This is a genomic window from Rubrivivax soli, from assembly GCF_049810355.1.
In the GTDB taxonomy this organism is placed as follows: domain Bacteria; phylum Pseudomonadota; class Gammaproteobacteria; order Burkholderiales; family Burkholderiaceae_C; genus Rubrivivax.
Genome location: NZ_CP187368.1, coordinates 1,791,877 through 1,813,781 on the forward strand (window position 1 = coordinate 1,791,877; position 21,905 = coordinate 1,813,781).

The window sequence follows — 21,905 nt, forward strand, 5'->3', positions numbered from 1 at the left end:
ATGCGGCTGCGCCAGTCAGCTCAGCGGGTCGTCTCGACGCGCAGGACGCGGGCGTTGCTGCCGTCGGTGACGAGGTAGAGCCAGCCGTCGGGGCCCTGGCGCACGTCGCGGATGCGTTCGGCCAGGTTCAGCAGCAGGCGTTCCTCGGTGACCACCTTCGTGCCTTCCAGCTGCAGCCGCACCAGCGTGCGGCCGCGCAGGGCGCCGACGAACAACTGGCCCTGCCAGCCGGGGTAGCGGTCGCTGGTCAGGAAGGCCATGCCGCTGGGGGCGATGGACGGCACCCACACGTGCAGCGGCTGCTCGAAGCCAGGCTTGGGTCCCTCTTCACCGATGCGCGTGCCCAGGCCGTAGTTGCGGCCGTAGGTCAGCAGCGGCCAGCCATAATTGCGGCCCTGCGCGACCACGTTGACCTCGTCGCCGCCCTGCGGCCCGTGTTCGATGGCCCACAGCGCGCCGGTCTCCGGGTGCAGCGCCGCGCCCTGGATGTTGCGGTGGCCCAGGCTCCACACCGCGGCCTTGCCGCCGTCGCGGTCGAATGCCACCACCTTGCCCAGGTGGTTGGCCGGGTTCTGCGCGTCGTCCTTGCGCGAGAAACGGTCGCCCAGGCCCACCAGCAGCGTGCCGTCGCGGCGGAACACGATGCGCGAACCGCAGTGGTGCTGGCTGTCCACCTTGGGCTGCTGGCTGAACAGCGTGCGCACCTCGGTGAGCGCGTTGCCCACCAGCTTGCCGCGCGCCACCGCCGTGCTGTTGCCGCCGGCGCCGGGCTCGGCGAAGGTCCAGTACAGGAGCTGGTTCTGCGCGAACTGCGGGTCGGGCACCACGTCGAGCAGGCCGCACTGGCCGCCGGCGGCGATCGGCGGCAGGCCGGTGATGGGCGCGCCAGGGCGCCCGTCGGGACCGATCACGCGCAGCCGGCCGGGCTTCTCGGTGACGAGCATGCGGCCGTCGGGCAGGAAGGCCAGCGCCCAGGGGTTGTCGAGGCCCTTGGCGACCTCGACGGTGCGCAGGGTGTTGGCGGTCGCCGGCGCGGCGGCGAGCGCGGCGGCGCAGGCGGCGGCCAGCGCGAGCAGGCGGAGCGATGTCTTCATGGCGCGCATGGTGCCGCACCCGCCGCGGCCCGGCCACGGCCGCCGCGATGCCCGCGGCTGGCGTGCGGATGATCGACGTCAAGGCAGGACCGGTGCAGCGCGTGGTGTGATGCGGCCTTCTCCCACACCAGCAGAGGTTGCCATGCTCCAGGACAAGGTTGCGATCGTCACCGGCGCGGCGTCGGGCATCGGCCGCGCCGTCGCGCTGGCCTATGCGGGCGCCGGCGCCGCGGTGGTGGTCTCCGACGTCGCCGTGGACGGTGGCGAAGAGACGGTGGCGCTGGTGCGCGCCGCCGGCGGCCAGGCCAGCTTCTTCGCCGCCGACGTGGCCAACCCGTCCGACTGCGCCGCGCTGGCCGCCGCTGCCGTGCAGCGCTTCGGCCGCCTCGACATCGCCTGCAACAACGCCGGCATCGGCGGCGACCTGGCGCCCACCGCCGACTACACGGTGGAGGCCTGGAACCAGGTCATCGCCGTCAACCTGAGCGGCGTCTTCTTCTGCATGAAGGCGCAGCTCCCGCACATGCTGGCGAACACACGCGCGGGATCGGGCGGCGGCGCCATCGTCAACATGGCCAGCATCCTGGGCGCCGTGGGCTTCGCCAATGCCCCGGCCTACTCCGCGGCCAAGCACGGGGTGCTCGGGCTGACGAAGGCCGCGGCGCAGGAGTACGGCGCGCAGGGCGTGCGCATCAACGCGGTGGGGCCGGCCTTCATCCACACGCCGATGATCGCCGGCATGGAGGCCGACCCGGCCACGAACGCCGCGCTGGTGGCCCTGCACCCGATCGGCCGCCTGGGCCGGCCCGAGGAGGTGGCCGCACTGGTGCTGTGGCTCAGCAGCCCGGCGGCGTCGTTCGTGACCGGCGCGTACTACCCGGTGGACGGCGGCTTCCTGTCGCGCTGAGCTCGGCGGCGGCGGCTCAGGCCGCCGCCTGCACCACCATCTGCACGCGCTGCTGGCCGTTCCACTCGTTCAGGTCCAGCCGGTAGGCCAGACGCACCGTGTCGGGCAGCGGCTGGTCGCGGCCGAACCAGATCGCATCGCACTGCCGGGTGCCGTGCTGCAGCCGCAGCTTCATGTGCTTCTCGCCCACCAGACGCTGCTGCAGCACCCGCACCTCGTCGCAGAACACCGGGGCCTCGAAGCCCTGGCCCCAGACCTGCGCGTCCAGCAGCGCCACGGTCTCGGCGTTGAACCATTCCACCGCCAGCGGGCCGTCGGTGCGCAGCGTGCGTGTCAGCGTCGCCGCGTCCAGCCACTCGGCGGCCACCTGGCGCAGTGCGGCGGCGAAGGTGGCGAAGGCATCGCCCGCGCGGTCGTCCAGCGTGCAGCCCGCCGCCATCGCGTGGCCGCCGAAGCGCAGCAGCAGCCCCGGGTGGCGCTTGGCCACCAGGTCGAGCGCGTCGCGCAGGTGGAAGCCGGGGATGGAGCGGCCCGAGCCCTTCAGCGCCCCATCGGCGCCGCGTGCGAACGCGAACGTGGGCCGGTGCAGCTGGTCCTTCACGCGGCCGGCGACGATGCCGACCACGCCTTCGTGGAAGCTTTCGTCGAACAGCGCCACCGCCGGCGGCGCACCGTCGAGCTGCAGGTGCTGCAGCGCCTCTTCGGCGCGCTCGCGCATGCCGGCCTCGACCTCGCGCCGCTCGCGGTTGATCGCGTCCAGCTGCGCCGCCAGTTCGGCCGCGCGCGTGGGGTCGTCGGTGCACAGGCACTCGATGCCCAATGTCATGTCGGCCAGCCGGCCGGCCGCGTTGATGCGCGGCCCCAGCGCGAAACCGAAGTCGAAGGCCGCGGCCCGTGCCGGCTCGCGCCGCGCGGCGGCGAACAGCGCCGCCACGCCCGGCTGCATGCGGCCGCTGCGGATGCGCTTCAGGCCCTGCGCCACGAGCCGCCGGTTGTTGGCGTCGAGCTTCACCACGTCGGCCACCGTGCCCAGCGCCACCAGGTCCAGCAGCGTGTCCAGGCGCGGCTGCTGCTGCGCATCGAAGGCGCCGCGGTCGCGCAGCTCGGCGCGTGCGGCCAGCAGCACGTAGAACATCACGCCCACGCCCGCCAGCGCCTTGCTCTCGAAGCTGCAGCCGGGCTGGTTCGGGTTGACGATGACGTCGGCTGCCGGCAGCACGGTGCGGCCGTCTTCCACCGCGGGCAGGTGGTGGTCGGTGACCAGCACCGCCATGCCGGCGGCGCGCGCATGCGCCACGCCGGCGAGGCTGGCGATGCCGTTGTCCACCGTCACCAGCAGGTCGGGCCGGCCGGTGGGTGCGCGTTCACGCGCCAGGTCGACGATGGCCGGCGTGAGCCCGTAGCCGTGCACGGCGCGGTCGGGCACCACGTAGCCGACGCGGCCGCGCTCGGCACCCAGCAGCACCAGGCCGCGCAGCGCCACGGCGCAGGCGGTGGCGCCGTCGCAGTCGTAGTCGGCGACGATGCAGATGCGCTGCCGTGCCGCGATGGCGTCGGCCAGCAGCCGGCCGGCCTCGACCGCGCCCTTCAGCGCAGTGGGCGGCAGCAGGCGCGCCAGGCCGTCGTCGAGCTCGTCGGCGGCACGCACACCGCGCGCGGCCAGCAGCCGCGCCAGCAGCGGGTGCACGCCTGCCTGCTCGAGCGCGAAGGTGGCGCGCGGCGGCACGTCGCGCGTCTGCAGCACGAAGTCGGCGGGCTGCTCGTTCACAGCGACTCCAGCAGCGCCAGGGCCGACGGCCGCTGCAGCCGCGTGCGCAGCCGCTGCCACCAGCCTGCCCCGGCGGTGAGCGTGACGCCGCTGCGCTCGCCGCACAGCGTCAGCTGCACCGGCTGCCCGGCGGCGTGCGCGGTGGCCAGGGCGGCGATCGGCCCGGCGTCCAGCGTTTCCCAGGCTTTCACCCAGGCGGCCCAGTCGTCGGCCAGCGCCGGCGCGCGCAGCCGGGCATCGACCTGCGGTTGCGCGCCCGCGACCGGCTGCGCCACGCCGCAGCCGCTGATCCAGAACGAGTTCACCGGCAGCAGCCCCTGCGCCGCGCGGCGATCGTTCAGCGGGTGCGTGTACAGCAGCATCTGCACCTCGTTCTGCAGCCGGCGCAGCAGGCGCATGAAGGCCTGCGACGGCAGGTCGGCGGCGTCGCCCTGCAGCCAGCGGTCGACGTTGCGGCCGATGACGCGGTCGAGCGACGCCGTGCGCAGCTGCGCCAGCCCTTCGTGCGCCGCGTACCAGCGCGTGGGCGCGCCGTAGACGAAGGAGAAGCCCTCGCTGGTGAACAGCTCCTGCACGGCGTCGAACAACACGCGCGCGCCGGCCTCGTCGAGCAGCAGCGCGTCGGGGTCGAGCAGGCTGACCTGGTCGGTACCCAGGTGCCAGTGCGCCGGCGTGATCTCGCCCCAGGCCAGGTCGTCGGGGACCAGCCCGTCGGCCGCGGCGTGCCAGGCGGCCCAGGGCAGGCAGCCATCGCCGCCGGCGAAGCCCAGCGCGCGGGCCAGCGCACGTTCGTGCGGGGGCGTGAAGCTGCCCGCGTCGCCGTCGTCGCGCTGCTGCGTGCCCAGCTGCGCCAGCAGCTGCGCCAGGCGCGGCAGCACCAGGCTGCGCAGCGCGGCGCGGCCGGGCTCGGACAGCGGCCCGGCGAAGGGAACGATCAGGTGCATGGTGGGGCATTATCCCGGCCGTGCCGCGGTGCATCGCCCTGAAGCCGCCGGGGCCGCCGGGGCCGCTCGGGTAGCATGCCGGCCACCCATGAACCTTCCCTACGAGTGGCACATCGGCTGGCGCTACACACGCGCCGGCCGGGCCGGCCGGCGCAACGCCTTCATCTCCTTCATCTCGGGTGTCTCGATGCTGGGCATCGCGCTCGGCGTGGCGGCGCTGATCATCGTGCTCAGCGTGATGAACGGCTTCCAGAAGGAGGTGCGCGACCGCATGCTCAGCGTCATCGCGCACATCGAGCTGTTCGAGGCCGCCGGCCAGGCGCTGCCCGACTGGACGCAGCTGGCAGCGCAGGCCAGGCAGCACCCGCAGGTGGTGGGCGCCGCGCCCTTCGTCGCGGCGCAGACGCTGATCGGCCGCGGCGACGAGCTGCGCGGCGCCATCGTGCGCGGCATCGTGCCGGCCGAGGAAGCGAACGTCACCGACCTGGCGCGCCAGTACCGCGACACCACGCTGGCCGGCCTGACCCCCGGCGCCTGGAACGTGGTGCTCGGCGCCGAGCTCGCGCGGCTGCTGGGCGCACGCGTGGGCGACAAGGTGACGATCGCCGCGCCCGGCGGCCAGGTCACGCCGGCCGGCGTGGTGCCGCGGCTCAAGCAGTTCACGGTGAGCGGCATCTTCGAGGTCGGCCACTACGAATACGACAGCGCGCTGGCGCTGGTGGCGCTGGACGACGCGGCGCGGCTGTTCCGCGCCGAAGGCCCGGTGGGCGTGCAGCTGCGGCTGGCCGACGTGCACCAGGCGCGCGAGGTCGGCGGCGCGCTGGCGCAGCAGCTGGGCAGCGGCGTCATCGTGCGCGACTGGACCCGCACCAACCGCAGCTGGTACGACGCGGTGCAGGTGGAGAAGCGCATGATGTTCATCATCCTGACGCTGATCGTCGCAGTGGCCGCGTTCAACCTGGTCTCGACGCTGGTCATGACCGTGACCGACAAGCGCGCCGACATCGCCATCCTGCGCACGCTGGGCGCCAGCCCGCGCAGCATCATGGGCATCTTCATCGTGCAGGGGGCCACCGCCGGCATCATCGGCACGCTCTCGGGCGTGGCGCTGGGGCTGCTGGTGGCCTTCAACATCGACGTCATCGTGCCGGCCATCGAACGCGCGCTCGGCGTGGCCTTCCTGCCCAGCAACATCTACGTCATCAGCAGCATGCCCAGCGAGCCGCTGGCGTCGGACATCGTGCCCGTGGTGGTGATCTCGCTCGTGCTGGCCTTCGTGGCCACGCTGTACCCGAGCTGGCGCGCCAGCCGCGTCAACCCGGCCGAGGCGCTGCGCTATGAGTGAACCGGTGCCGAAGCAGCAGGCAGCCCCGGGCGGGCCGGTGCTGGAGGCCGTGGATCTGCACAAGCGCTTCCACGAAGGCCCGCTCGACGTGACCGTGCTGCGCGGCGTGAGCCTGCAGGTGGCGCGCGGCGAGACACTGGCGGTGGTGGGCGCCTCGGGCTCGGGCAAGAGCACGCTGCTGCACCTGCTGGGCGGGCTGGACGCGCCGACCTCGGGCCGCGTCACGCTGATGGGCCGCGATTTCGCCAGCATGCACGCGGCCGAACAGGGCCGCTGGCGCAACCAGCACCTGGGCTTCGTCTACCAGTTCCACCACCTGCTGCCCGAGTTCAGCGCACTCGACAACGTGGCCATGCCGCTGCGCATCCGCCGCCAGGGCGTGGCCGAAGCCCGGGCGGCGGCGCAGCGTGTGCTGGCCGGCGTGGGGCTGGGCGAGCGCGTGCACCACCACCCGTCGCAGCTCTCGGGCGGTGAACGCCAGCGCGTGGCGATCGCCCGTGCGCTGGTCACGCAGCCGGCCTGCGTGCTGGCCGACGAGCCCACCGGCAACCTCGACCGCGGCACCGCCGACGGCGTGTTCGCGCAGATGCTGGCGCTGGCCCGCGAGCAGGGCACGGCCTTCATCGTCGTCACGCACGACGAGCAGCTGGCCGCGCGCTGCGACCGCACGATGACCCTGGGGCGCTGACGGCGCAAGGTGCCTCCGTAGAATTCCGCAGGTGCATCTTCTCAACGCCGACCTGCATTCGCATTCCAACGTCTCCGACGGCACGCTCGAACCCGAGGCGCTGGCCCGGCGCGCTGCCGACGGCGGCGTCGAACTCTGGTCGCTGACCGACCACGACGAACTCGGCGGCCAGGCCCGCGCCCGCGACGCGGCGCTGGCGCTGGGCATGGGGTACCTCAGCGGCACCGAGGTCTCGGTCAGCTTTGCCGGCGAGACGGTGCACATCGTCGGCCTGGGCGTCGACATCGACGACGCCGCGCTGCAGGGCGGCCTGGCCAGCGTGCGCAGCGGCCGCCGCGCCCGCGCACAGGCCATGGCCGACGGGCTGGCGCGCGTGGGCATCGTCGGCGCCTTCGAGGGTGCGCTGCGCTACGTGGGCAACCCCGACCTGATCTCGCGCACGCACTTCGCGCGCTTCCTGGTCGACACCGGCGTGTGCAGCGACACGCACGAGGTCTTTCGCCGCTACCTCACCGACAACAAGCCGGGTTACGTGCCGCACCAGTGGGCGCGGCTGGGCGACGCCGTGCGCTGGATCACCGGCGCCGGCGGCATGGCCGTCATCGCGCACCCGGCGCGCTACCGCTTCACGCCCACCGTGGAGTACGCGCTGATCACCGAGTTCATCGCCCACGGCGGCCGCGGCATCGAGGTGATGACCGGCAGCCACAGCGCGCCCGAGCAGCTGCAGTACGGCGACACCGCGCTCGAGTTCGGCCTGTGCGCCAGCCGCGGCAGCGACTTCCACGCGCCGGGCGAGAGCCGCACCGAGCTGGGCGCCCTGCCCGATCTGCCGGGCCGGCTGACGCCGGTGTGGGAAGCGCTGGCGCCGCGCATCCAGCGCGCCTGAAGACCGGGCCGCAGGCCCCGTCCCGTCCCCATGTCCTGGGGGTGTCACACGATTTGTGACGGTTCCGTGTATTTCCGATGACACCTGCGCATCCGTGCAGCACACATCGAAACGCACGGAGGCCCTCTTGATTCCCTCGCTCCCCTCGCTGGCCCTGCCCGCGGACGCCACCGGCCTGCTGGCCCGGCTGGCCATCGACCTGGCAGCCATGCTGCTGCTGGTCTTCGGCCTGTACTACCGGCGCTACCGCGACAAGGAGCTCGTCACCGCCGCAGCGCTCTTCAACGTCTTCATCTTCGCGGTGCTCAGCGTGCTCTCGCACGTGGAGTTCGGCCTCGCGGCGGGTTTCGGGCTGTTCGCCATCCTGGCGATGTTCACGCTGCGCTCCGAGCCCATCGGCAAGACCGAGATCACCTACTTCTTCGGCAGCGTCGCGATCGCGGTGATCTGCGCCGTGCAGGGCACGACGCTGCCCTTCGTGGCCGCGGTGGCCACGCTGGTGGTGCTGGGCGCCTGGGGTCTGGACCACCCACGTGTGCTGCAGAGCGTGGACGGCATCCGCATCACGCTCGACAAGATCGAGACACACGCGCTGTCGGACCCCGCGGTGATGCGCGCCGACCTGTCGCAGCGCCTGGGCGTGGACGTGATGTCCTACCAGATCACCGCGCTCGACTACATCAACGACATGGCGCGCATCCATGTCTTCTACCGCAAGCGCTGAGCAGGAGCCGCCATGACCCACATGCCTGTCCGTGACGACCACGGGCTCACCGACCGCTTTGCGCCGGTCAGCCTGCAGGCCCTGAACGCCAAGGCCGCGATGCTCGAACGCCTGGACAACAAGTACGTGCTGCAGGCCCCGGTGCTGGCCGCGGCCGCGACCGAGCTGGCCGGCCTGTTCGACGTGCTCGAGATCGACGGCCGCCGCAGCTTCACCTACGAGACCTGCTACTTCGACGACGCCGAGCGCCGCAGCTATCTGGACCACCACCAGGGCCGCCGCCAGCGCATGAAGGTGCGCGTGCGCCGCTACGTCGAGGCCGCGCTGTGCTACGTGGAGGTGAAGCTCAAGGACAAGCGCGGCATCACGGTGAAGAAGCGCATGCCCTACGACCCGGCGCTCTTCGGCACGCTGAACGACGATGCGCTGCGCCACATCGAGCAGGCGCACCAGACGCTGTACGGGCGCCCGTTCCAGCGCCCGCTGGAGCCGGTGCTGACGATGCAGTACCGGCGCATCACGCTGGTGGCGCGCGACGGTGGCGAGCGCATGACCATCGACAGCGGCATCCGGTTCAGCGGGCTGCAGCCGGGCGGCAGCGACCGGCAGCGCAGCACCGACGACGGCGTCTGCATCGTCGAGACCAAGTCGGCCTTCGGCCGCGGCCTGGCCGACGCCGTGCTGCGACGCCACGGCCAGCATCCCACCAACGCGTGCTCGAAGTACTGCGTGGGCATGAGCCTCACCGGCACCGTGCCGCGCTTCAACCGTTTCCGGCCCGCACTGCGCAAGCTGGGCGTGCTGCCGGCGTCGACGCAACCCATGCTGGAGACCGCCCATGGCCTGTGAACCGCGCCCCGGCGCCGGCGGCACCACGCCGGCCGTGGAACTGAGCCCCATCACGGACAAGGTGCTGCACAGCCTGCAGGGCAACGTGCCGCGCGCGCGCATCGAGGCGCTGCTGACCGAACTGCTGGCGCAGGAGTTCAGCGACGCGCGCGTCACCGCCTTCCTGCCGGTGTTCCTGCACAAGCTGGCCTGCGAGACGCTGCGCAGCGAGAGCCGAGGCGCGGACGGCCGTGCGCGTTGATCTCCGCACTGGGCGGGCTGCGGCCCTGGCCGCCGCGCTGTGCGGGGCCGGCGCAGGTGCCGCTGACGAATCCCGCCCGCCGCTGCACGCGCAGGTCGAGCATGCCGTCACGGTGCCGGCCGCGGTCATCGACGGGCACAGACCGGCCGAACTGTCGGCACTGGCCTGGGACGCCGACGCCGGCGAGCTGCTGGCGGCGTCCGACCGCGGCGTGCTGTTCCGCTGGCGCCTGGACGACCGCGGCGGCCCGCTGCACCTGCAGCCCGTGGCAGCGCACGCGATCCGGGACGCGGCGGGCCGCAGCGCCGCACTGAACGCCGAGGCCCTGGCCTGGCGCCGTGCCGGCGGCAACAGCGCCGGCGGCGACGACCACGGCACGCTGTGGGTGGCCGGCGAGACCGCCGCACAGGCCTGGACGCTGGACGCCCAGGGCCGCCGCACCGGCAGCGCCGACTGGCCCGCCGCGCTGGCCGCGGACGCCGCGCGCGAACGATCGACCCATGGAGTCGAGGCGCTCGACTGGGACCCGGTGCACGGCCTGCTGGCGGGGCTGCAGCGCGCGCTGCCGGGCCCACCCACCGCCGACGGGCCGGCCCGGGCCTGGCATGCCGTGCACGCGGCCTCGGGCCGCAGCTGGCGCTTCGCGCCGGCCGGGCCCGGCAGCCAGCTCAAGGCCATCGAAAGCCTGTGGCGCGGCGCGACGCCCGGCCTGCTGGTGCTGGAACGCCTGCGCGGCATGCGGCCGGTGCTGCGCTGGCTGGCGCTGGACCGCTGCGGCGACGCCACGCCCTGCACGCCCGAGCCGGTGCTGCTGCACGGCCTGCCCGCTGATGGCCGGCACAACGTCGAAGGCCTGGCCTGCCGGGACGACGGCGTGTGCTGGCTGGTCAGCGACGCGCCGTCCGGCACGACCCCCACCCGCCTGCTGCAGCTGCGCCTGCACGGGCGCTGAAGCGGCTTCACGCCCGACGGGCGCCCCAACCATCTCCGACCTGCATCACACCACGACCACCATGCACCCCCACCCAGAACGCCGCTGCCGCGGCATCCACCGCACGCTGTCCAGGCTGTCCTCGCTGGCCTTGCTGGCGGCCTCCACCGCGGGCCCGCTGCTGGCCCAGACCACCTCCACGGCACCGCGCCCGGACTGGAAGCTCGACGGCCGCGCCCAGCTCGACCACGCCCGCTTCGACGGCGTCTACACCGCCACCGGCGCCGGCGCCAGCGCGTTCTACCTGCGCCGCGCCAACCTCGGCACCACGGTCCGCTGGCACCCGCAGTGGCGCGCCGCCGCCGAACTCGAAGCCGACAGCGACGGCGACATCACGCTCGACAGCGCCTTCGTCGGCTGGGAGCCACGGCAGGGGCTGCAGCTGCGGCTGGGCCGCATCGACCCCGACTTCGGGCTCGACCAGGCCACCAGCACGAGCTGGACCCTGGGCACCGAGCGCTCGGCGCTGTGGGACCTGGCACCCGACGTCGCCGACAGCAACGGCGGCGTCGGGCTGCGTGCCGACGCCCACGGGCGCCGCTGGCACGGCAGCGCCGGCCTGTACGACAAGCGCGACCACCGCGCCGTGGTGGCGCGTGGCGTGTGGCTGCCCGCCGTGGGCCGCGGCGCGGTGCTGCAGCTGGGCGCGTCGGCGGCGCGCAGCACCGACTGGCGTGGCGACGGCCGCATCCGCACCCGCCTGGGCGTGCGCGGCGTCAGCGAAGAGCCGGAAGGCCGGCGCAGCACGCTGGGCGAAGCCGCAGCACTGCCCGACGCCTACCGCGGCGACACCGCGTTCGGCCTGGAAGCCGCGTGGCAGCAGGGCCGCTGGCTGCTGCAGGCCGAGGCGCTGCAGCGTCGGCTGGGCGCGGGCAACGGCGTCGCGGCCCGCACCGCACGCGGAGCCTACGTGCAGGCGGCGTGGTCGATCACCGGCGAAGCCCGCCGCCACGACGAAGAACGCGCCCGCTTCGGCCGCGCGCGCCCGCTGGACACCCGCTGGGGCGCCTGGGAAGTGTTCGGCCGCATCGACTGGCTGGGCGTGCAGGACGGCGGCGACGCCACCGTGCACACCGTGGGCGTGGGCTGGACGGCCACCGAGCACTGGCGTGCGCTGCTGAACCTGCACCACGGCCGCTCCGACGACGCCAACGCCGCCAGCCAGCGCAGCGGCCTGGGCCTGAGCGCGCGGTTGCAGGCGGTGTTCTGACGCAGCAGCGGCCGGTGGCGCGCCAGGCCGGCGCCCGCCCTACAGTTGCGGCATGGGCACACACATCCTCGTCACCGGCAGCGCCGGCCACCTGGGCGAAGCACTGGTGCGCACGCTGCGCGCCGCCGGCGAACCCGTGCGCGGCCTGGACCGCGTGGCGTCGCCGTGGACCGACATCGTCGGCTCCATCAGCGACCGCGCGCTCGTGCGCGCGGCCATGGCCGGCGTCAGCGGCGTGCTGCACACGGCGACGCTGCACAAGCCGCACGTGGCCACGCGCAGCCGGCAGGACTTCGTCGACACCAACGTCAGCGGCACGCTGTGCCTGCTGGAGGCCGCCGTCGACGCCGGCGTGCAGGCGTTCGTCTGCACCAGCACCACCAGCACCTTCGGCGACGCGATGCGGCCGGCGCCCGACCAGCCGGCCGTCTGGGTCGACGAGACCCTGACGCCGCGCACGAAGAACGTCTACGGCGCCACCAAGCTGGCGGCCGAAGCGCTGTGCGAGGAACTGCACCGCACGGCCGGCCTGCCGTGCATCGTGCTGCGCACCTCGCGCTTCTTCCCGGAGGACGACGACGAACCCGCCGAGCGCGCGGCGCGCAGCACCGCCAACCTGCAGGCCAACGAGTTCCTGCACCGGCGCGTCGACATCGAGGACGTGGTCGAGGTCCACCGCGTCGCGCTGCGCGCGGCGCCCCGCCTGGGCTTCGACCGCTGCATCGTCAGTGCGACGACACCCTTCCAGCGCGAGGATGCCGCCGCGCTGCGCCACGACCTCGCTGGCGTGCTGCGCCGGCGCGTGCCGGGCTGGGAGGCGGTCTACGCGCAGCACGGCTGGACGCTGCCGGCGGGGCTGGAACGGGTCTACGACAACCTGGCCGCCCGCACCCGGCTCGGCTGGACGCCGCGCACCGACTTCGCCGCCGTGCTGGCGCGGCTGCAGGCCACGGGCGACATCCGCAGCCCGCTGGCGCAGGCCATCGGCTGCAAGGGCTACCACGCTGCCGGGTGACGCCGGCAGCAGGCGCCTGTCCGGCAACGCCCCAGCCGTTCAGCCCCCGTAGCGCTGCCGCGCCAGCGCCGCGCCGGCGGCCAGCGCGCGCAGCTTGCCTTCGGCCACGGCGCGCGACATCGGCGCCAGGCCGCAGTTGGTGCAGGGCAGCAGGCGGTCCTTCGGCACGAACTGCAGTGCGCGGCCGATGGTATCGGCCACTTCCTCGGCCGTCTCCACCTGCTCGCTGGCGACGTCGATCACGCCCACCATCACGTCCTTGCCCTTGAGCAGCGCCATCAGGTCCGGCGGCACGTGGCTGTGGATGCACTCCAGGCTGACCTGGTCGATGCTGCTGGCGGCCAGCGCCGGCAGGATCTGCTCGTACTGGCGCCATTCATCGCCCAGCGTCTTCTTCCAGTCGATGTTGGCCTGGATGCCGTAGCCGTAGCAGATGTGCACGGCGGTCGTGCAGGTCAGGCCCTGCGCGGCCCGCTCCAGTGCCTTCACACCCCAGTCCGCGGCCTCGGCCATGTAGACGTTGAAGGCCGGCTCGTCGAACTGCACCACGTCCACGCCGTCGGCCTGCAGCGCCAGTGCTTCCTGGTTCAGCAGTTCGGCGAAGGCGAAGGCCATCTTCACGCGGTCGCCGTAGAAGCGGTCGGCCACGGTGTCGACGATGGTCATGGGCCCGGGCAGCGTGAACTTGATCTTCTTCTTCGTGTGCGCCCGCAGGAAGCGCGCCTCGGCCGCATGCACGCGGCCCCGGAGCTTCAGCGCCGACACGACCTGCGGCACCATCGCCTTGTAGCGGTCGTTGCGGATGCCCATCTCGACCTTGTGCGCGAAGTCGATGCCCTCGACCTGCTCCAGGAAGCCGTGCACGAAATGCTGCCGGCTCATCTCGCCGTCGCCGATGACGTCCAGGCCCGCATCCTCCTGGGCCTTGATCCACAGCAGCGTGGCGTCGAGCTTGGCCTGCTGCAGTTCGGCCCCTTCGGCCTTCCACTTCGGCCAGAGTCTTTCTGTTTCCGCAAGCCAGGCGGGTTTGGGCAGGCTGCCGGCAATGGTGGCGTCGAACATCGTGGTTGTCTCTTGGTGGTGGAAGGATGCAACGGGAAGCGGGACACGGAATGCGCGATTGTCGGGCAGCGGACCGCCTTCGTCGGCGTCAGGGGCGGCTTCGTCGCAACCCGACCGGTGGCGCCGGTGCTGCGGTTAGGCTGCCGCACCATGCACCACCTCGCACCGCTGGACACGCCGCTGCCGGCCGACCTGACCGGCCGCCACCACGGCTGGTTCACGGCCTACCGCCGCTACCCGGTCTTCAGCACGCCGTGGCTGCGCGGTCGCTGGCGCCTGGTGGGCCCGGTGCTGGCCCTGGTGGCCGCGATGCTACTGGCCGGCGTGGCGATGGCCGACGCCCCCGGCGACCGCCCCTGGGGCGGCACCGCGGAGATCCTGCTGTCGATGCTGCTGCCGGCATGGCTCGGGCCGCTGCTCGGGCGCTGGGTGCGCCGCCGCGGCTGGGCGCCGGCGGCCGAAGGCTGGGCGCTGGCGGGCGCCGTGCTGGCCACGGTGCTGGCGGTGGCGGCGTTCACGACCTGGGGCGCCGACCCGATCAAGCAGTTCATCGCCGAGCGCACCGGGCAGGTCGACGCCGACGGCAAGCGCCGCCGCGTCGTCATGACGATCGGCATGACGATCCGCAGCCCCGACCGCGCGGCGTCGGCAGCGCCGCCCGACGACCCCCTGGCGGACCCGTCGACGCAGGTGGCCAACCATGGCACGCGGGCGCTGGTGAGCTTCCTGCTGGCCGGCGGCCTGGGGCTGCTGGGCTGGCGCCGCGAGCGCAGCGGCCTGGCCGCGCTGGCGCGGGAGCGCGCGCTGGCCGAGGCGCAGGCGCAACGGCGCGAAGCCGAGCTCCGGCTGTCGGTGCTGGCGGCGCAGGTGGAGCCGCACTTCCTGTTCAACACGCTGGCCGGCGTGCGCAGCGCCATCGCCACCGACCCGGCGCGGGCCAGCGAGATGATCGACCGCCTGGTCGACTACCTGCGCGCGGCGATCCCGCGGCTGCGCAGCGACGGCTCGGCACAGGCCAGCGTGGGCGCGCAGTTCGAGACCGTGCGCGCCTACCTGGGCCTGATGGCCGCGCGCATGCCTCGGCTGCAGTTCAGCGTCGAGGCACCCGCGGCGCTGCTGCCGGCGCACTGCCCGCCGCTGATGCTGATCTCGCTGGCCGAGAACGCCGTCAAGCACGGCGTGGAGATGAAGATCGGCCCGGCACGCATCGACGTGCGCGCCGAGGCGCTGGACGACGGCCGGCTGGCGCTGACGGTGGCCGACGACGGTGTCGGCTTCGGCGTCTCGGCCGCGGGCAGCGGCCTGGGCCTGTCCAACATCCGCGAGCGCCTGGCGCAGCTGTACGGCGACCGCGCCGCGCTGACGCTGAAGGCGCGCCCCGACGGCGGCGTCGCCGCCACCATCACCGTGCCGCTGGAGCTGCCGCCATGACCTCGCCCACCTTCACCGCCATCCTGGCCGACGATGAGGACCTGCCGCGAGCCGAACTGCGCCGCATGCTGGCCGCGGCCTGGCCGGCGCTGCAGATCGTGGCCGAATGCGAACACGGGCCGGCCGCCGTGGAGGCCATCGACACGCATCGGCCCGACGTCGCGTTCCTCGACATCCGCATGCCCGGCATGAGCGGGCTCGACGTGGCGCGCGCCGCCAGCGGTCGCTGCCACGCCGTCTTCACCACCGCCTACGACAGCCACGCTGTCGAGGCCTTCGATGCCGGCGCGGTGGACTACCTGCTCAAGCCGGTGTCGGGCGAGCGGCTGGCGCACACGGTGGAGCGCCTGCGCGAGCGGCTGGCTGCGCAGACCGCGGCGCCCGACATCGACGCGCTGGTGGAGCGGCTGCGCGCGCAGATCGCGCCGCGCGGCAGCGGCGCGCCGCTGCGGTGGATCAGCGCCAGCGTGGGCGACACGATCAAGATGTTCGCGATCGACGAGGTGCTGTTCTTCCAGAGCGACGAGAAGTACACGCGCGTGGTCACGGCGGCCGACGAGGCGCACATCCGCAAGCCGCTGAAGGAGATCGCCGAGGGCCTGGACCCCGAGGCCTTCTGGCAGGTGCACCGCGGCGCCATCGTGCGCGCCACCGCCATCGCGCGGGCGCAGCGCGACGAGCTGGGCCGCATCACGCTGCACCTGAAGGGGCACGCCGAGAAGCTGGCGGTGAGCCAGGCCTACGGCTGGCGCTTCAAGCCGATGTAGCGGCCTCAAGACGCGGCCGGGCGCTGCCGATAATCCGGCGATGCGCCCGCCGTTCGTCCGCCCGCGGTTCGTCCGCCTGACCCCCGTCGCCTCGTCGTGCGCCCTGGCACTGGCGCTGCTGGCCGCCGCCCCGCCGGCACGGCCGCAGGCGGCCTCCGGCCCGCAGCGCACGCTGACCGTGGCGCCGGCACCGGCGGCCGCAGCCAGCGTACGCCGTGTGGCGCTGGTCATCGGCAACAACCGCTATGCCAGCGCGCCGCTGCTGAACCCGGTGAACGACGCGCAGGCGATGGCGAAGACGCTCGCGGCCGCGGGCTTCCAGGTCATCCTGCGCACCGACGCCTCGCAGCGCGAGATGCTGGCGGCGCTGCGCGACTTCGGCAACCTGCTGAAGGACGGCGGCGCCGGCTTGTTCTACTTCGCCGGCCACGGCATGCAGATCAAGGGCCGCAACTTCCTGATCCCGGTGGGCGCCGACATCGAGCGCGAGGACGAGGTCGCCTACCAGGCGCTGGACGCGCAGGCGGTGCTGGACAAGATGGAGTCGGCCGGCAACGGCACGAACCTGGTGATCTTGGACGCCTGCCGCAACAACCCGTTCGCGCGCTCGTTCCGCAGCAGCAGCCAGGGCCTGGCGCAGATGGACGCGCCGGTGGGCACGATGGTGGCCTTCTCGACCGCGCCCGGCTCGGTGGCCAGCGACGGCACCGGCAGCAACGGCCTGTACACGCAGCACCTGCTGGGCGCGCTGCAGCAGCCCGGCCTGAAGGTGGAAGAGGTCTTCAAGCAGGTGCGCGCCGCGGTGCGCCGCGAGTCGCGCGGCGCGCAGGTGCCCTGGGAGAGCACCTCGCTGGAGGGCGACTTCTACTTCGTGCCGCCCGCCCCGGTGGTGTCCGCACCGCCGCCCGACCCGCTGGCGGCGCTCGACGACGCGCTGTGGGACGCGGTGAAGGACAGCACGCAGCCGGCCGAGATCGGCGCCTACCTGCGCCGCTTCCCGGCCGGCCGCCATGCCGCCAGCGCCGCGCAGCGCCTGGCCGCGGTGACGAAGCTGCCCGAGCCGAGCACGGCGACGCTGGCCGCCGCGCCGGGGCTGCTGGCCGGCGGCAGCGGCGCGCTGGCGGTGACCACCACCGCGCCGCTGGCCGCCGCCCCGGTGGCGGCGCTGGCGCCGACGCTGGCCGCGCTGCCGCCGGCCGCCGCGGCGCCGACGCCGTCGGCGCAGACCGCGTCCGAGATCGTCACGGCCCCGCTGCCCGAGGTCGACCCGCAGGAGTCCAGCCGCAATGAACGGGCCATCGCCGAGTCGAACCGCCGCATCGCCGAGATCGTGCGCTGGGGCGACGAGGACACCGACCGCCGCCCCGCCGCGCCCAGGCGCAGCGCCAAGGGCTTCACCGAAGGCGACCGCTGGCGCTGGGCCGTGCTCGACCGCCAGCGCGGCGAATACACCGGCGAGGTGTTCTGGCGCATCGACGGCATCGACCCCGACGGCCGGCTGCGCGTGAACGACGGGTCCGTCGAGCTCGACGCCTCGGGCCACACCGTGTTCGACAACCGCAACCGGCAGGGCAGCTGGGTGCGCTGGGAGCCGGCGCTGGACGTGGCGGCGCTGGCGACGCTGCCGGCCGGCAGCAAGCGCGATGTCGCGGGCCTGCGCACGGGCCGCGGCCCGCAGGGCAACACGCAACGCACCGACTTCAGCGGCAGCGCGCGCCATGCCGGCACCGAACGCGTGACCCTGCGCGCCGGCAGCTTCGACGCCGTGCGCGTGGACGTCAGCGTCAACGGCGCCTACGAGCGCAACAACGGCGCCCGCGGCCTGGTGACGTGGCGCCTGAGCTACTGGTTCGCGCCCGGCCTGCCGCTGCCGGTGGCCTGGGATCTCGACGAACGCATCGACGGCCGCCTGGAGCGCCGCGTGCGCCACGAACTGCTGGCATTCGACGTGCTGGCGTCGCCGGTGCGCATGGCCGACACGCCGCGCTGAGCCCGCGCGTGCAAGGCCGGAAGGCCTTGCACGGCTGGCGAAGGCCCGAGGCCGATATCACGGCCGAGGGCTGAGCCCGCGTCCGCAGCACCTGCCCCCCTGCGCTGGCGGGGTGTGAATAGTGCATCGCGCGCACTGTCGCCTTCTCTTACAACCTGGCCCTGCGGTGGACAGACCGCGGCACGGCCCACTCCGGCCCAAGCCGCGCCGGGCTTGACGGCACTCGCCGTTGGGACACTTTTCCCACGGATACGGCTTGTTTCTTGCATGCCCCCCACCGTTCACCCGCGATGGAGTCCGCCTTGACCGACAAGTCCAAGAAATCCACCTTCACCCCCTGGTTGGCCGGGATGGCCCTGGCGGCGCTGCTGCCGCTGCAGTCCGCCCAGGCCGCCTACGTCGTCGTGAAGGCCGACCCGGTGTACGGCCCGGCCTATCCCGGCCTGGGCTGGCGGGCCAGCGGCGCGCTGTACGTGCCCGAAAGCTGCCGCGCGGCGGTGGGCACCGGCACGACGACGCTGACGATGGCCAGCGACGCGCTGTGCGCCGGGGCGCTGCTGCAGGACGTGAAGATCCACTTCTACAACACGGCCGATCCGTCGACCACGATCGAGATCCTGAACGTCGGCACCTACACCGAGGACGCCTCGCCCGCCGCGGCCGGCACCGACCTCACGCAGGAACTGCTGTCCATCAGCTTCGCCGGCGGCGACGTGAGCGGGCTGGCCACCTCGCGGTCGTTCGCCGTGCTGAGCTACGACCTGCTGGCCGGCAACGGCACCGACGCGTTCGCGCTGGAGTTCAGCGTGCCGGGTGCGCGCCTGTACAGCTACAACGCCGGCGGCGCCGGCACCGGCAACGCGATCACGTCGCAATCGCAGGTCGAGCCCACCTACACCTTCAGCGACTGGATCGAGGACGACGCCTACGTGCCCGAGGCCGACGAGCCCGTGGTGCCCACGCCGCGTGGCGTGCCCGAGCCCGGCAGCGCGCCGCTGGCACTGGCCGCCGTGGCGCTGGCCGCGCTGGCCGCCCGGCGCCGCCGCCGCTGAGGCCGCTGCCGGCCGCGTCGGCCGGCCGGGGCCGCGGCGGGTTCAGGCCGCGGCCGGCAGGGGCAGCGGCTGCGGCGGCGCGGCTTCCAGCGCCTGCAGCGCGGCGAGCACCGCTTCGTCCATCACCCAGGCCAGGCCCTGCGCCTGCGCCTCGGCCAGCGCGCGGGCGTCCACGGCCGACGGCAGGGCCTGCACGCGGGTCTGCCAGTAGGCCTCGGCGCGCGGCGAGCGCGGCAGGGCCAGCCGCTCGCGCATGTGCGTCGCGGCCGCGCTCAGCGCCACGGCCAGCGCGCCGGTGTCGGCGCTGCGGCGCACGTGCTCGGCCTGCGCCCAGCGGGCACAGCTCTCCAGGCAGCCCAGCGCCTGCTCGCGCATCTCGAAGTCGCGGAAGGCCCGCAGCGCCTGCGCCAGCCGCGGCTGCGCCGCCGGCGTGTCGCCCTCGAAGAGGTCGACCCGCGCCAGGCACCACAGCGCGCAGGCTTCGCCGCGCTTGTTGCCCGAGGCGCGGGACAGGCGCAGCGCGTCGTCGAGCCAGCGCCGCGCGGTCGCGGCGTCGCCGGCCTCGCAGGCCAGCGCGCCCAGCTCGAAGCGGCACTCGGCCGCGATCTCCTGCTGCCCCACCTGCTGCGCCAGCGCCAGCGCGCGCTGCAGGTGCACCGCCGCCGCGCCGTCCTCGGCCAGGTAGGCAGCGCACTGGCCCAGGTGCAGCTGGCTGATGGCCTGGCACAGCGGGTCGTCCAGCTGCTCGAAGATCTGCAGCGCCTCGAGCTCGCTGCGCCGGGCTGCCCCGGCATCGCCGCTCTGCAGCCGCACCACGGCCAGCGTCGACAGCGTGGCCGCGATCTCGGCCGGGTTGTCGAGCCGGCGCACGATGGCGAGGTTGGTCTCCAGCATCTGCCGCGCCTCGGCGTGGTCGTTCTGCCCCGACGCCAGCACGGCGCCGATGTACAGCGCCCAGGCGTGGTGGCGGTCCGAGGCCTGGATGGCCGGCAGCGCCAGCGCCGCGCGCACCGCGGCACGGCCTTCGGCGGCGTAGCCGCGCAGCAGCCAGAAGTTCTGCAGCGCCATCGGCAGCTTGGCGGCGATGAAGACGTCGGCGACGCCGCTGCGCGCGGTGCGCATCGCTGCGCGCAGGTTGTCCAGCTCGGTCTCCGCGCGCTCGACCCACAGCGCCTGCTCGGCGCCCTCGAGGCCGTCGCGCACCTGCTTGGCGACGACGAAGAAATGTTCGCAGTGGCGCGCCGCGGTGGCGTCGGCCTCGCCGCTGGCAACCAGCTTTTCGTGCGCGTAGTCGCGCAGCGTCTCCAGCATGCGGTAGCGCGTGGCGCCGTCCTCGCGTTCCTGCACCATCACCAGCGACTTCTCGACCAGCGAGCCCAGCAGGTCGAGCACGTCGAGCGCGTCGAGCGGGTCGGCGCCGCACACCTGCTCGGCCGCCTCCAGGTCGAAGCCGCCGGCGAACACCGCCAGCCGCCGCATCAACGTCTGCTCCTCGGGCCGCAGCAGTTCGTGCGACCAGTCCACCAGCGCGCGCAGCGTCTGCTGGCGTTCCTGCAGCACGCGGCTGCCGCCGGTGAGCAGCTTGTAGCGCTCGCCCAGGCGCTTGTTGATGTCGGCCACCGACAGCACGCGCACACGCGCCGCAGCGAGTTCCAGGGCCAGCGGAATGCCTTCCAGCCGCGACACCAGTTCCGCCACCGCGGGCGACTCGCGCTCGTTCAGCGTGAAGGCCGGCTTGTGCGACTGCGCACGCGCCACGAACAGCCGCACCGCGGTGGACCGCGCCAGCGCCTCGCGGCTGTCGCCCACGGCCGGCAGCGGCAGCGGCCAGATCGGGTACAGCTGCTCACCCGGAACGCGCAGCGCCTCGCGGCTGGACGCCAGGATGCGCACGCCCGGCGCGGCACGCAGCAGCGCGTGCGCCAGCGCGGCCGCCGGCTGCACGAGGTGCTCGCAGTTGTCCAGGATCAGCAGCGTGCGCCGCTGCGCCAGGTGCGCACCCAGGCTGTGCAGCAGCGGCCGGCCGGGCTCTTCGCGCACACCCAGCACCTGCGCGGCCTCGGCCGCCACCAGGGCGGCATCGCGGATCGGCGACAGGTCGACGAACCAGGCGCCGTCGGGGAACTCGGCCATCGCCTCGGCCGCCACCTGCAGCGACAGCCGCGTCTTGCCGAGGCCGCCCATGCCCAGCAGTGTGACCAGGCGCGCGCTGGCCAGCCGCTCGCGGATCTCGTCGAGCTCCCGCTCGCGGCCGATGAAGCTGGTGGCCTGCTGCGGCAGGTTGTTCGGGATCTCGCGCGCCGGCAGCCAGCGTTCACCGGCGCGCACGACGCGGTAGACCTTGTCGCCGTCGGGCGGCGGCGCGAACGCGGTGGCGTCGTCGCCGGCCTCGAACAGTTCCACCGGCGCGGCCACGCCCTTGAGCACCCAGTGCCCATGCGACTGCAGCGACTGCGTCGGCGGCAGGGCATCGCCCAGCGCGGCACGTGCCTCGGCGGTCAGCAGCGTCTGGCCGCCGCGCGCCAGCGACATGACACGCGCCGCGGTGGGCTTGGCCAGGCCGTCCACTTCCAGCGGCTTGGCGCCGCGCGCCACGTCGTCGGGCGTGTTCTCGCGCAGCAGCACCGGCCCCACGTGCAGGCCGGCGCGCGCGCGCAGCGGCACCGCCAGCGCTGCCAGCGCGCGGTGGTAGGCCACGGCGTACTGCAGCGCGTCGGCGGCGCTCTCGAACAGCAGCAGCATGCCGTCGGTCTTGTCGATCTCGCGCCCGCGCCAGGTGGGCAGCAGGTCGCGTGCCGCGCGGTCGTGCGCCGCCCACACCGCTGCCATCGCGGTGTCGCCCAGGCGTTCGGAGAGTTGGGTGCTGTCGACCACGTCGGTCAGCAGCAGCGCGCGCAGTTCGCTCATCGGCAGGGTGATGTGCTGGTGCGCCGATTGT

19 protein-coding genes are annotated in these 21,905 nt (G+C 73.7%); 14 read left to right on the forward strand and 5 right to left on the reverse strand.

All coding sequences use genetic code 11. The features are described 5' to 3' along the window. Window positions 1-20 precede the first annotated feature (20 nt). Entirely contained in the window at window positions 21-1,094 is a 1,074-nt protein-coding gene (locus ACPOLB_RS08170; protein ID WP_425260824.1) for a PQQ-dependent sugar dehydrogenase, read from the reverse strand. A 142-nt stretch (window positions 1,095-1,236) separates the two neighbouring features. Here ACPOLB_RS08170 and ACPOLB_RS08175 point away from each other — a divergent pair, with 142 nt between their 5' ends. After that, on the forward strand, window positions 1,237-2,001 hold the full coding sequence (locus ACPOLB_RS08175) for a glucose 1-dehydrogenase (protein ID WP_425260825.1): 765 nt from the start codon (window positions 1,237-1,239) through the stop codon (window positions 1,999-2,001). 16 nt (window positions 2,002-2,017) lie between these two features. On the opposite strand, the gene recJ is transcribed toward ACPOLB_RS08175, so the two are convergent. Together recJ and ACPOLB_RS08185 are read right to left on the reverse strand one after the other, a co-directional pair. Further along, window positions 2,018-3,769: a single-stranded-DNA-specific exonuclease RecJ gene (gene recJ, locus ACPOLB_RS08180; RefSeq protein WP_425260826.1), complete on the reverse strand. Its 1,752-nt coding sequence runs from the start codon at window positions 3,767-3,769 to the stop codon at window positions 2,018-2,020. Beyond that, window positions 3,766-4,713 (reverse strand): hypothetical protein, encoded by a 948-nt coding sequence (locus ACPOLB_RS08185; RefSeq protein WP_425260827.1) that lies wholly within the window; start codon window positions 4,711-4,713, stop codon window positions 3,766-3,768. The genes recJ and ACPOLB_RS08185 overlap by 4 nt, the downstream gene beginning before the upstream one ends. Window positions 4,714-4,801: 88 nt before the next feature. Here ACPOLB_RS08185 and ACPOLB_RS08190 point away from each other — a divergent pair, with 88 nt between their 5' ends. The 9 genes from ACPOLB_RS08190 (at window position 4,802) to ACPOLB_RS08230 (ending at window position 12,665) form a co-directional block, all read left to right on the forward strand. Next, the gene (locus tag ACPOLB_RS08190) at window positions 4,802-6,058 is read left to right on the forward strand and encodes a lipoprotein-releasing ABC transporter permease subunit (RefSeq protein ID WP_425260828.1); all 1,257 of its coding nucleotides are present in this window, start codon (window positions 4,802-4,804) and stop codon (window positions 6,056-6,058) included. Next, window positions 6,051-6,746 carry an ABC transporter ATP-binding protein gene (locus ACPOLB_RS08195; protein WP_425260829.1) on the forward strand — a complete coding sequence of 232 codons (696 nt, stop codon included), beginning with the start codon at window positions 6,051-6,053 and terminating at the stop codon, window positions 6,744-6,746. Before ACPOLB_RS08190 ends, ACPOLB_RS08195 begins: the two co-directional genes overlap by 8 nt. Before the next feature lie 31 nt (window positions 6,747-6,777). Continuing rightward, on the forward strand, window positions 6,778-7,635 hold the full coding sequence (locus ACPOLB_RS08200; RefSeq protein WP_425260830.1) for a 3',5'-nucleoside bisphosphate phosphatase: 858 nt from the start codon (window positions 6,778-6,780) through the stop codon (window positions 7,633-7,635). A gap of 127 nt (window positions 7,636-7,762) precedes the next feature. Then, a complete protein-coding gene (locus ACPOLB_RS08205) occupies window positions 7,763-8,359 on the forward strand; it encodes a DUF4956 domain-containing protein (protein WP_425260831.1) in 597 nt (198 codons plus the stop codon). A 12-nt stretch (window positions 8,360-8,371) separates the two neighbouring features. Beyond that, window positions 8,372-9,208 carry a polyphosphate polymerase domain-containing protein gene (locus ACPOLB_RS08210; protein WP_425260832.1) on the forward strand — a complete coding sequence of 279 codons (837 nt, stop codon included), beginning with the start codon at window positions 8,372-8,374 and terminating at the stop codon, window positions 9,206-9,208. Further along, window positions 9,198-9,449 (forward strand): hypothetical protein, encoded by a 252-nt coding sequence (locus ACPOLB_RS08215; RefSeq protein ID WP_425260833.1) that lies wholly within the window; start codon window positions 9,198-9,200, stop codon window positions 9,447-9,449. The genes ACPOLB_RS08210 and ACPOLB_RS08215 overlap by 11 nt, the downstream gene beginning before the upstream one ends. Then, on the forward strand, window positions 9,439-10,401 hold the full coding sequence (locus tag ACPOLB_RS08220; RefSeq protein WP_425260835.1) for an esterase-like activity of phytase family protein: 963 nt from the start codon (window positions 9,439-9,441) through the stop codon (window positions 10,399-10,401). The genes ACPOLB_RS08215 and ACPOLB_RS08220 overlap by 11 nt, the downstream gene beginning before the upstream one ends. A gap of 61 nt (window positions 10,402-10,462) precedes the next feature. After that, window positions 10,463-11,650 (forward strand): OprO/OprP family phosphate-selective porin, encoded by a 1,188-nt coding sequence (locus ACPOLB_RS08225; protein ID WP_425260836.1) that lies wholly within the window; start codon window positions 10,463-10,465, stop codon window positions 11,648-11,650. 52 nt (window positions 11,651-11,702) lie between these two features. Further along, on the forward strand, window positions 11,703-12,665 hold the full coding sequence (locus ACPOLB_RS08230) for an NAD-dependent epimerase/dehydratase family protein (protein WP_425260837.1): 963 nt from the start codon (window positions 11,703-11,705) through the stop codon (window positions 12,663-12,665). Window positions 12,666-12,704: 39 nt separating this feature from the next. Here ACPOLB_RS08230 and ACPOLB_RS08235 read toward each other — a convergent pair whose 3' ends face one another. Beyond that, complete coding sequence (locus ACPOLB_RS08235; protein ID WP_425260838.1) at window positions 12,705-13,727, reverse strand: methionine synthase; 1,023 nt, start codon at window positions 13,725-13,727, stop codon at window positions 12,705-12,707. 150 nt (window positions 13,728-13,877) lie between these two features. Here ACPOLB_RS08235 and ACPOLB_RS08240 point away from each other — a divergent pair, with 150 nt between their 5' ends. From ACPOLB_RS08240 to ACPOLB_RS08255, 4 genes are all read left to right on the forward strand, one after another. Then, window positions 13,878-15,158, forward strand: a complete 1,281-nt coding sequence (locus ACPOLB_RS08240) for a sensor histidine kinase (protein ID WP_425260839.1) — start codon at window positions 13,878-13,880, stop codon at window positions 15,156-15,158. Next, window positions 15,155-15,925: a LytR/AlgR family response regulator transcription factor gene (locus ACPOLB_RS08245; protein ID WP_425260840.1), complete on the forward strand. Its 771-nt coding sequence runs from the start codon at window positions 15,155-15,157 to the stop codon at window positions 15,923-15,925. The genes ACPOLB_RS08240 and ACPOLB_RS08245 overlap by 4 nt, the downstream gene beginning before the upstream one ends. A 40-nt stretch (window positions 15,926-15,965) precedes the next feature. Beyond that, window positions 15,966-17,915 carry a caspase family protein gene (locus ACPOLB_RS08250; RefSeq protein ID WP_425260841.1) on the forward strand — a complete coding sequence of 650 codons (1,950 nt, stop codon included), beginning with the start codon at window positions 15,966-15,968 and terminating at the stop codon, window positions 17,913-17,915. 302 nt (window positions 17,916-18,217) lie between these two features. Beyond that, window positions 18,218-18,967 (forward strand): PEP-CTERM sorting domain-containing protein, encoded by a 750-nt coding sequence (locus ACPOLB_RS08255; RefSeq protein ID WP_425260842.1) that lies wholly within the window; start codon window positions 18,218-18,220, stop codon window positions 18,965-18,967. Window positions 18,968-19,009: 42 nt separating this feature from the next. Here ACPOLB_RS08255 and ACPOLB_RS08260 read toward each other — a convergent pair whose 3' ends face one another. Then, a complete protein-coding gene (locus ACPOLB_RS08260; RefSeq protein WP_425260843.1) occupies window positions 19,010-21,874 on the reverse strand; it encodes an ATP-binding protein in 2,865 nt (954 codons plus the stop codon). Between the last annotated feature and the right edge of the window lie 31 nt (window positions 21,875-21,905).

Coding starts and splice junctions, on each gene's coding strand:
- ACPOLB_RS08235 (WP_425260838.1), bottom strand. CDS start 13,727: ATGTTCGACGCCACCATTGCCGGCAGCCTGCCCAAACCCGCCTGGCTT.
- ACPOLB_RS08175 (WP_425260825.1), top strand. CDS start 1,237: ATGCTCCAGGACAAGGTTGCGATCGTCACCGGCGCGGCGTCGGGCATC.
- ACPOLB_RS08215 (WP_425260833.1), top strand. CDS start 9,198: ATGGCCTGTGAACCGCGCCCCGGCGCCGGCGGCACCACGCCGGCCGTG.
- ACPOLB_RS08230 (WP_425260837.1), top strand. CDS start 11,703: ATGGGCACACACATCCTCGTCACCGGCAGCGCCGGCCACCTGGGCGAA.
- ACPOLB_RS08170 (WP_425260824.1), bottom strand. CDS start 1,094: ATGAAGACATCGCTCCGCCTGCTCGCGCTGGCCGCCGCCTGCGCCGCC.
- ACPOLB_RS08240 (WP_425260839.1), top strand. CDS start 13,878: ATGCACCACCTCGCACCGCTGGACACGCCGCTGCCGGCCGACCTGACC.
- ACPOLB_RS08260 (WP_425260843.1), bottom strand. CDS start 21,874: ATGAGCGAACTGCGCGCGCTGCTGCTGACCGACGTGGTCGACAGCACC.
- ACPOLB_RS08185 (WP_425260827.1), bottom strand. CDS start 4,713: ATGCACCTGATCGTTCCCTTCGCCGGGCCGCTGTCCGAGCCCGGCCGC.
- ACPOLB_RS08190 (WP_425260828.1), top strand. CDS start 4,802: ATGAACCTTCCCTACGAGTGGCACATCGGCTGGCGCTACACACGCGCC.
- ACPOLB_RS08210 (WP_425260832.1), top strand. CDS start 8,372: ATGACCCACATGCCTGTCCGTGACGACCACGGGCTCACCGACCGCTTT.
- ACPOLB_RS08250 (WP_425260841.1), top strand. CDS start 15,966: ATGCGCCCGCCGTTCGTCCGCCCGCGGTTCGTCCGCCTGACCCCCGTC.
- ACPOLB_RS08225 (WP_425260836.1), top strand. CDS start 10,463: ATGCACCCCCACCCAGAACGCCGCTGCCGCGGCATCCACCGCACGCTG.
- ACPOLB_RS08195 (WP_425260829.1), top strand. CDS start 6,051: ATGAGTGAACCGGTGCCGAAGCAGCAGGCAGCCCCGGGCGGGCCGGTG.
- ACPOLB_RS08245 (WP_425260840.1), top strand. CDS start 15,155: ATGACCTCGCCCACCTTCACCGCCATCCTGGCCGACGATGAGGACCTG.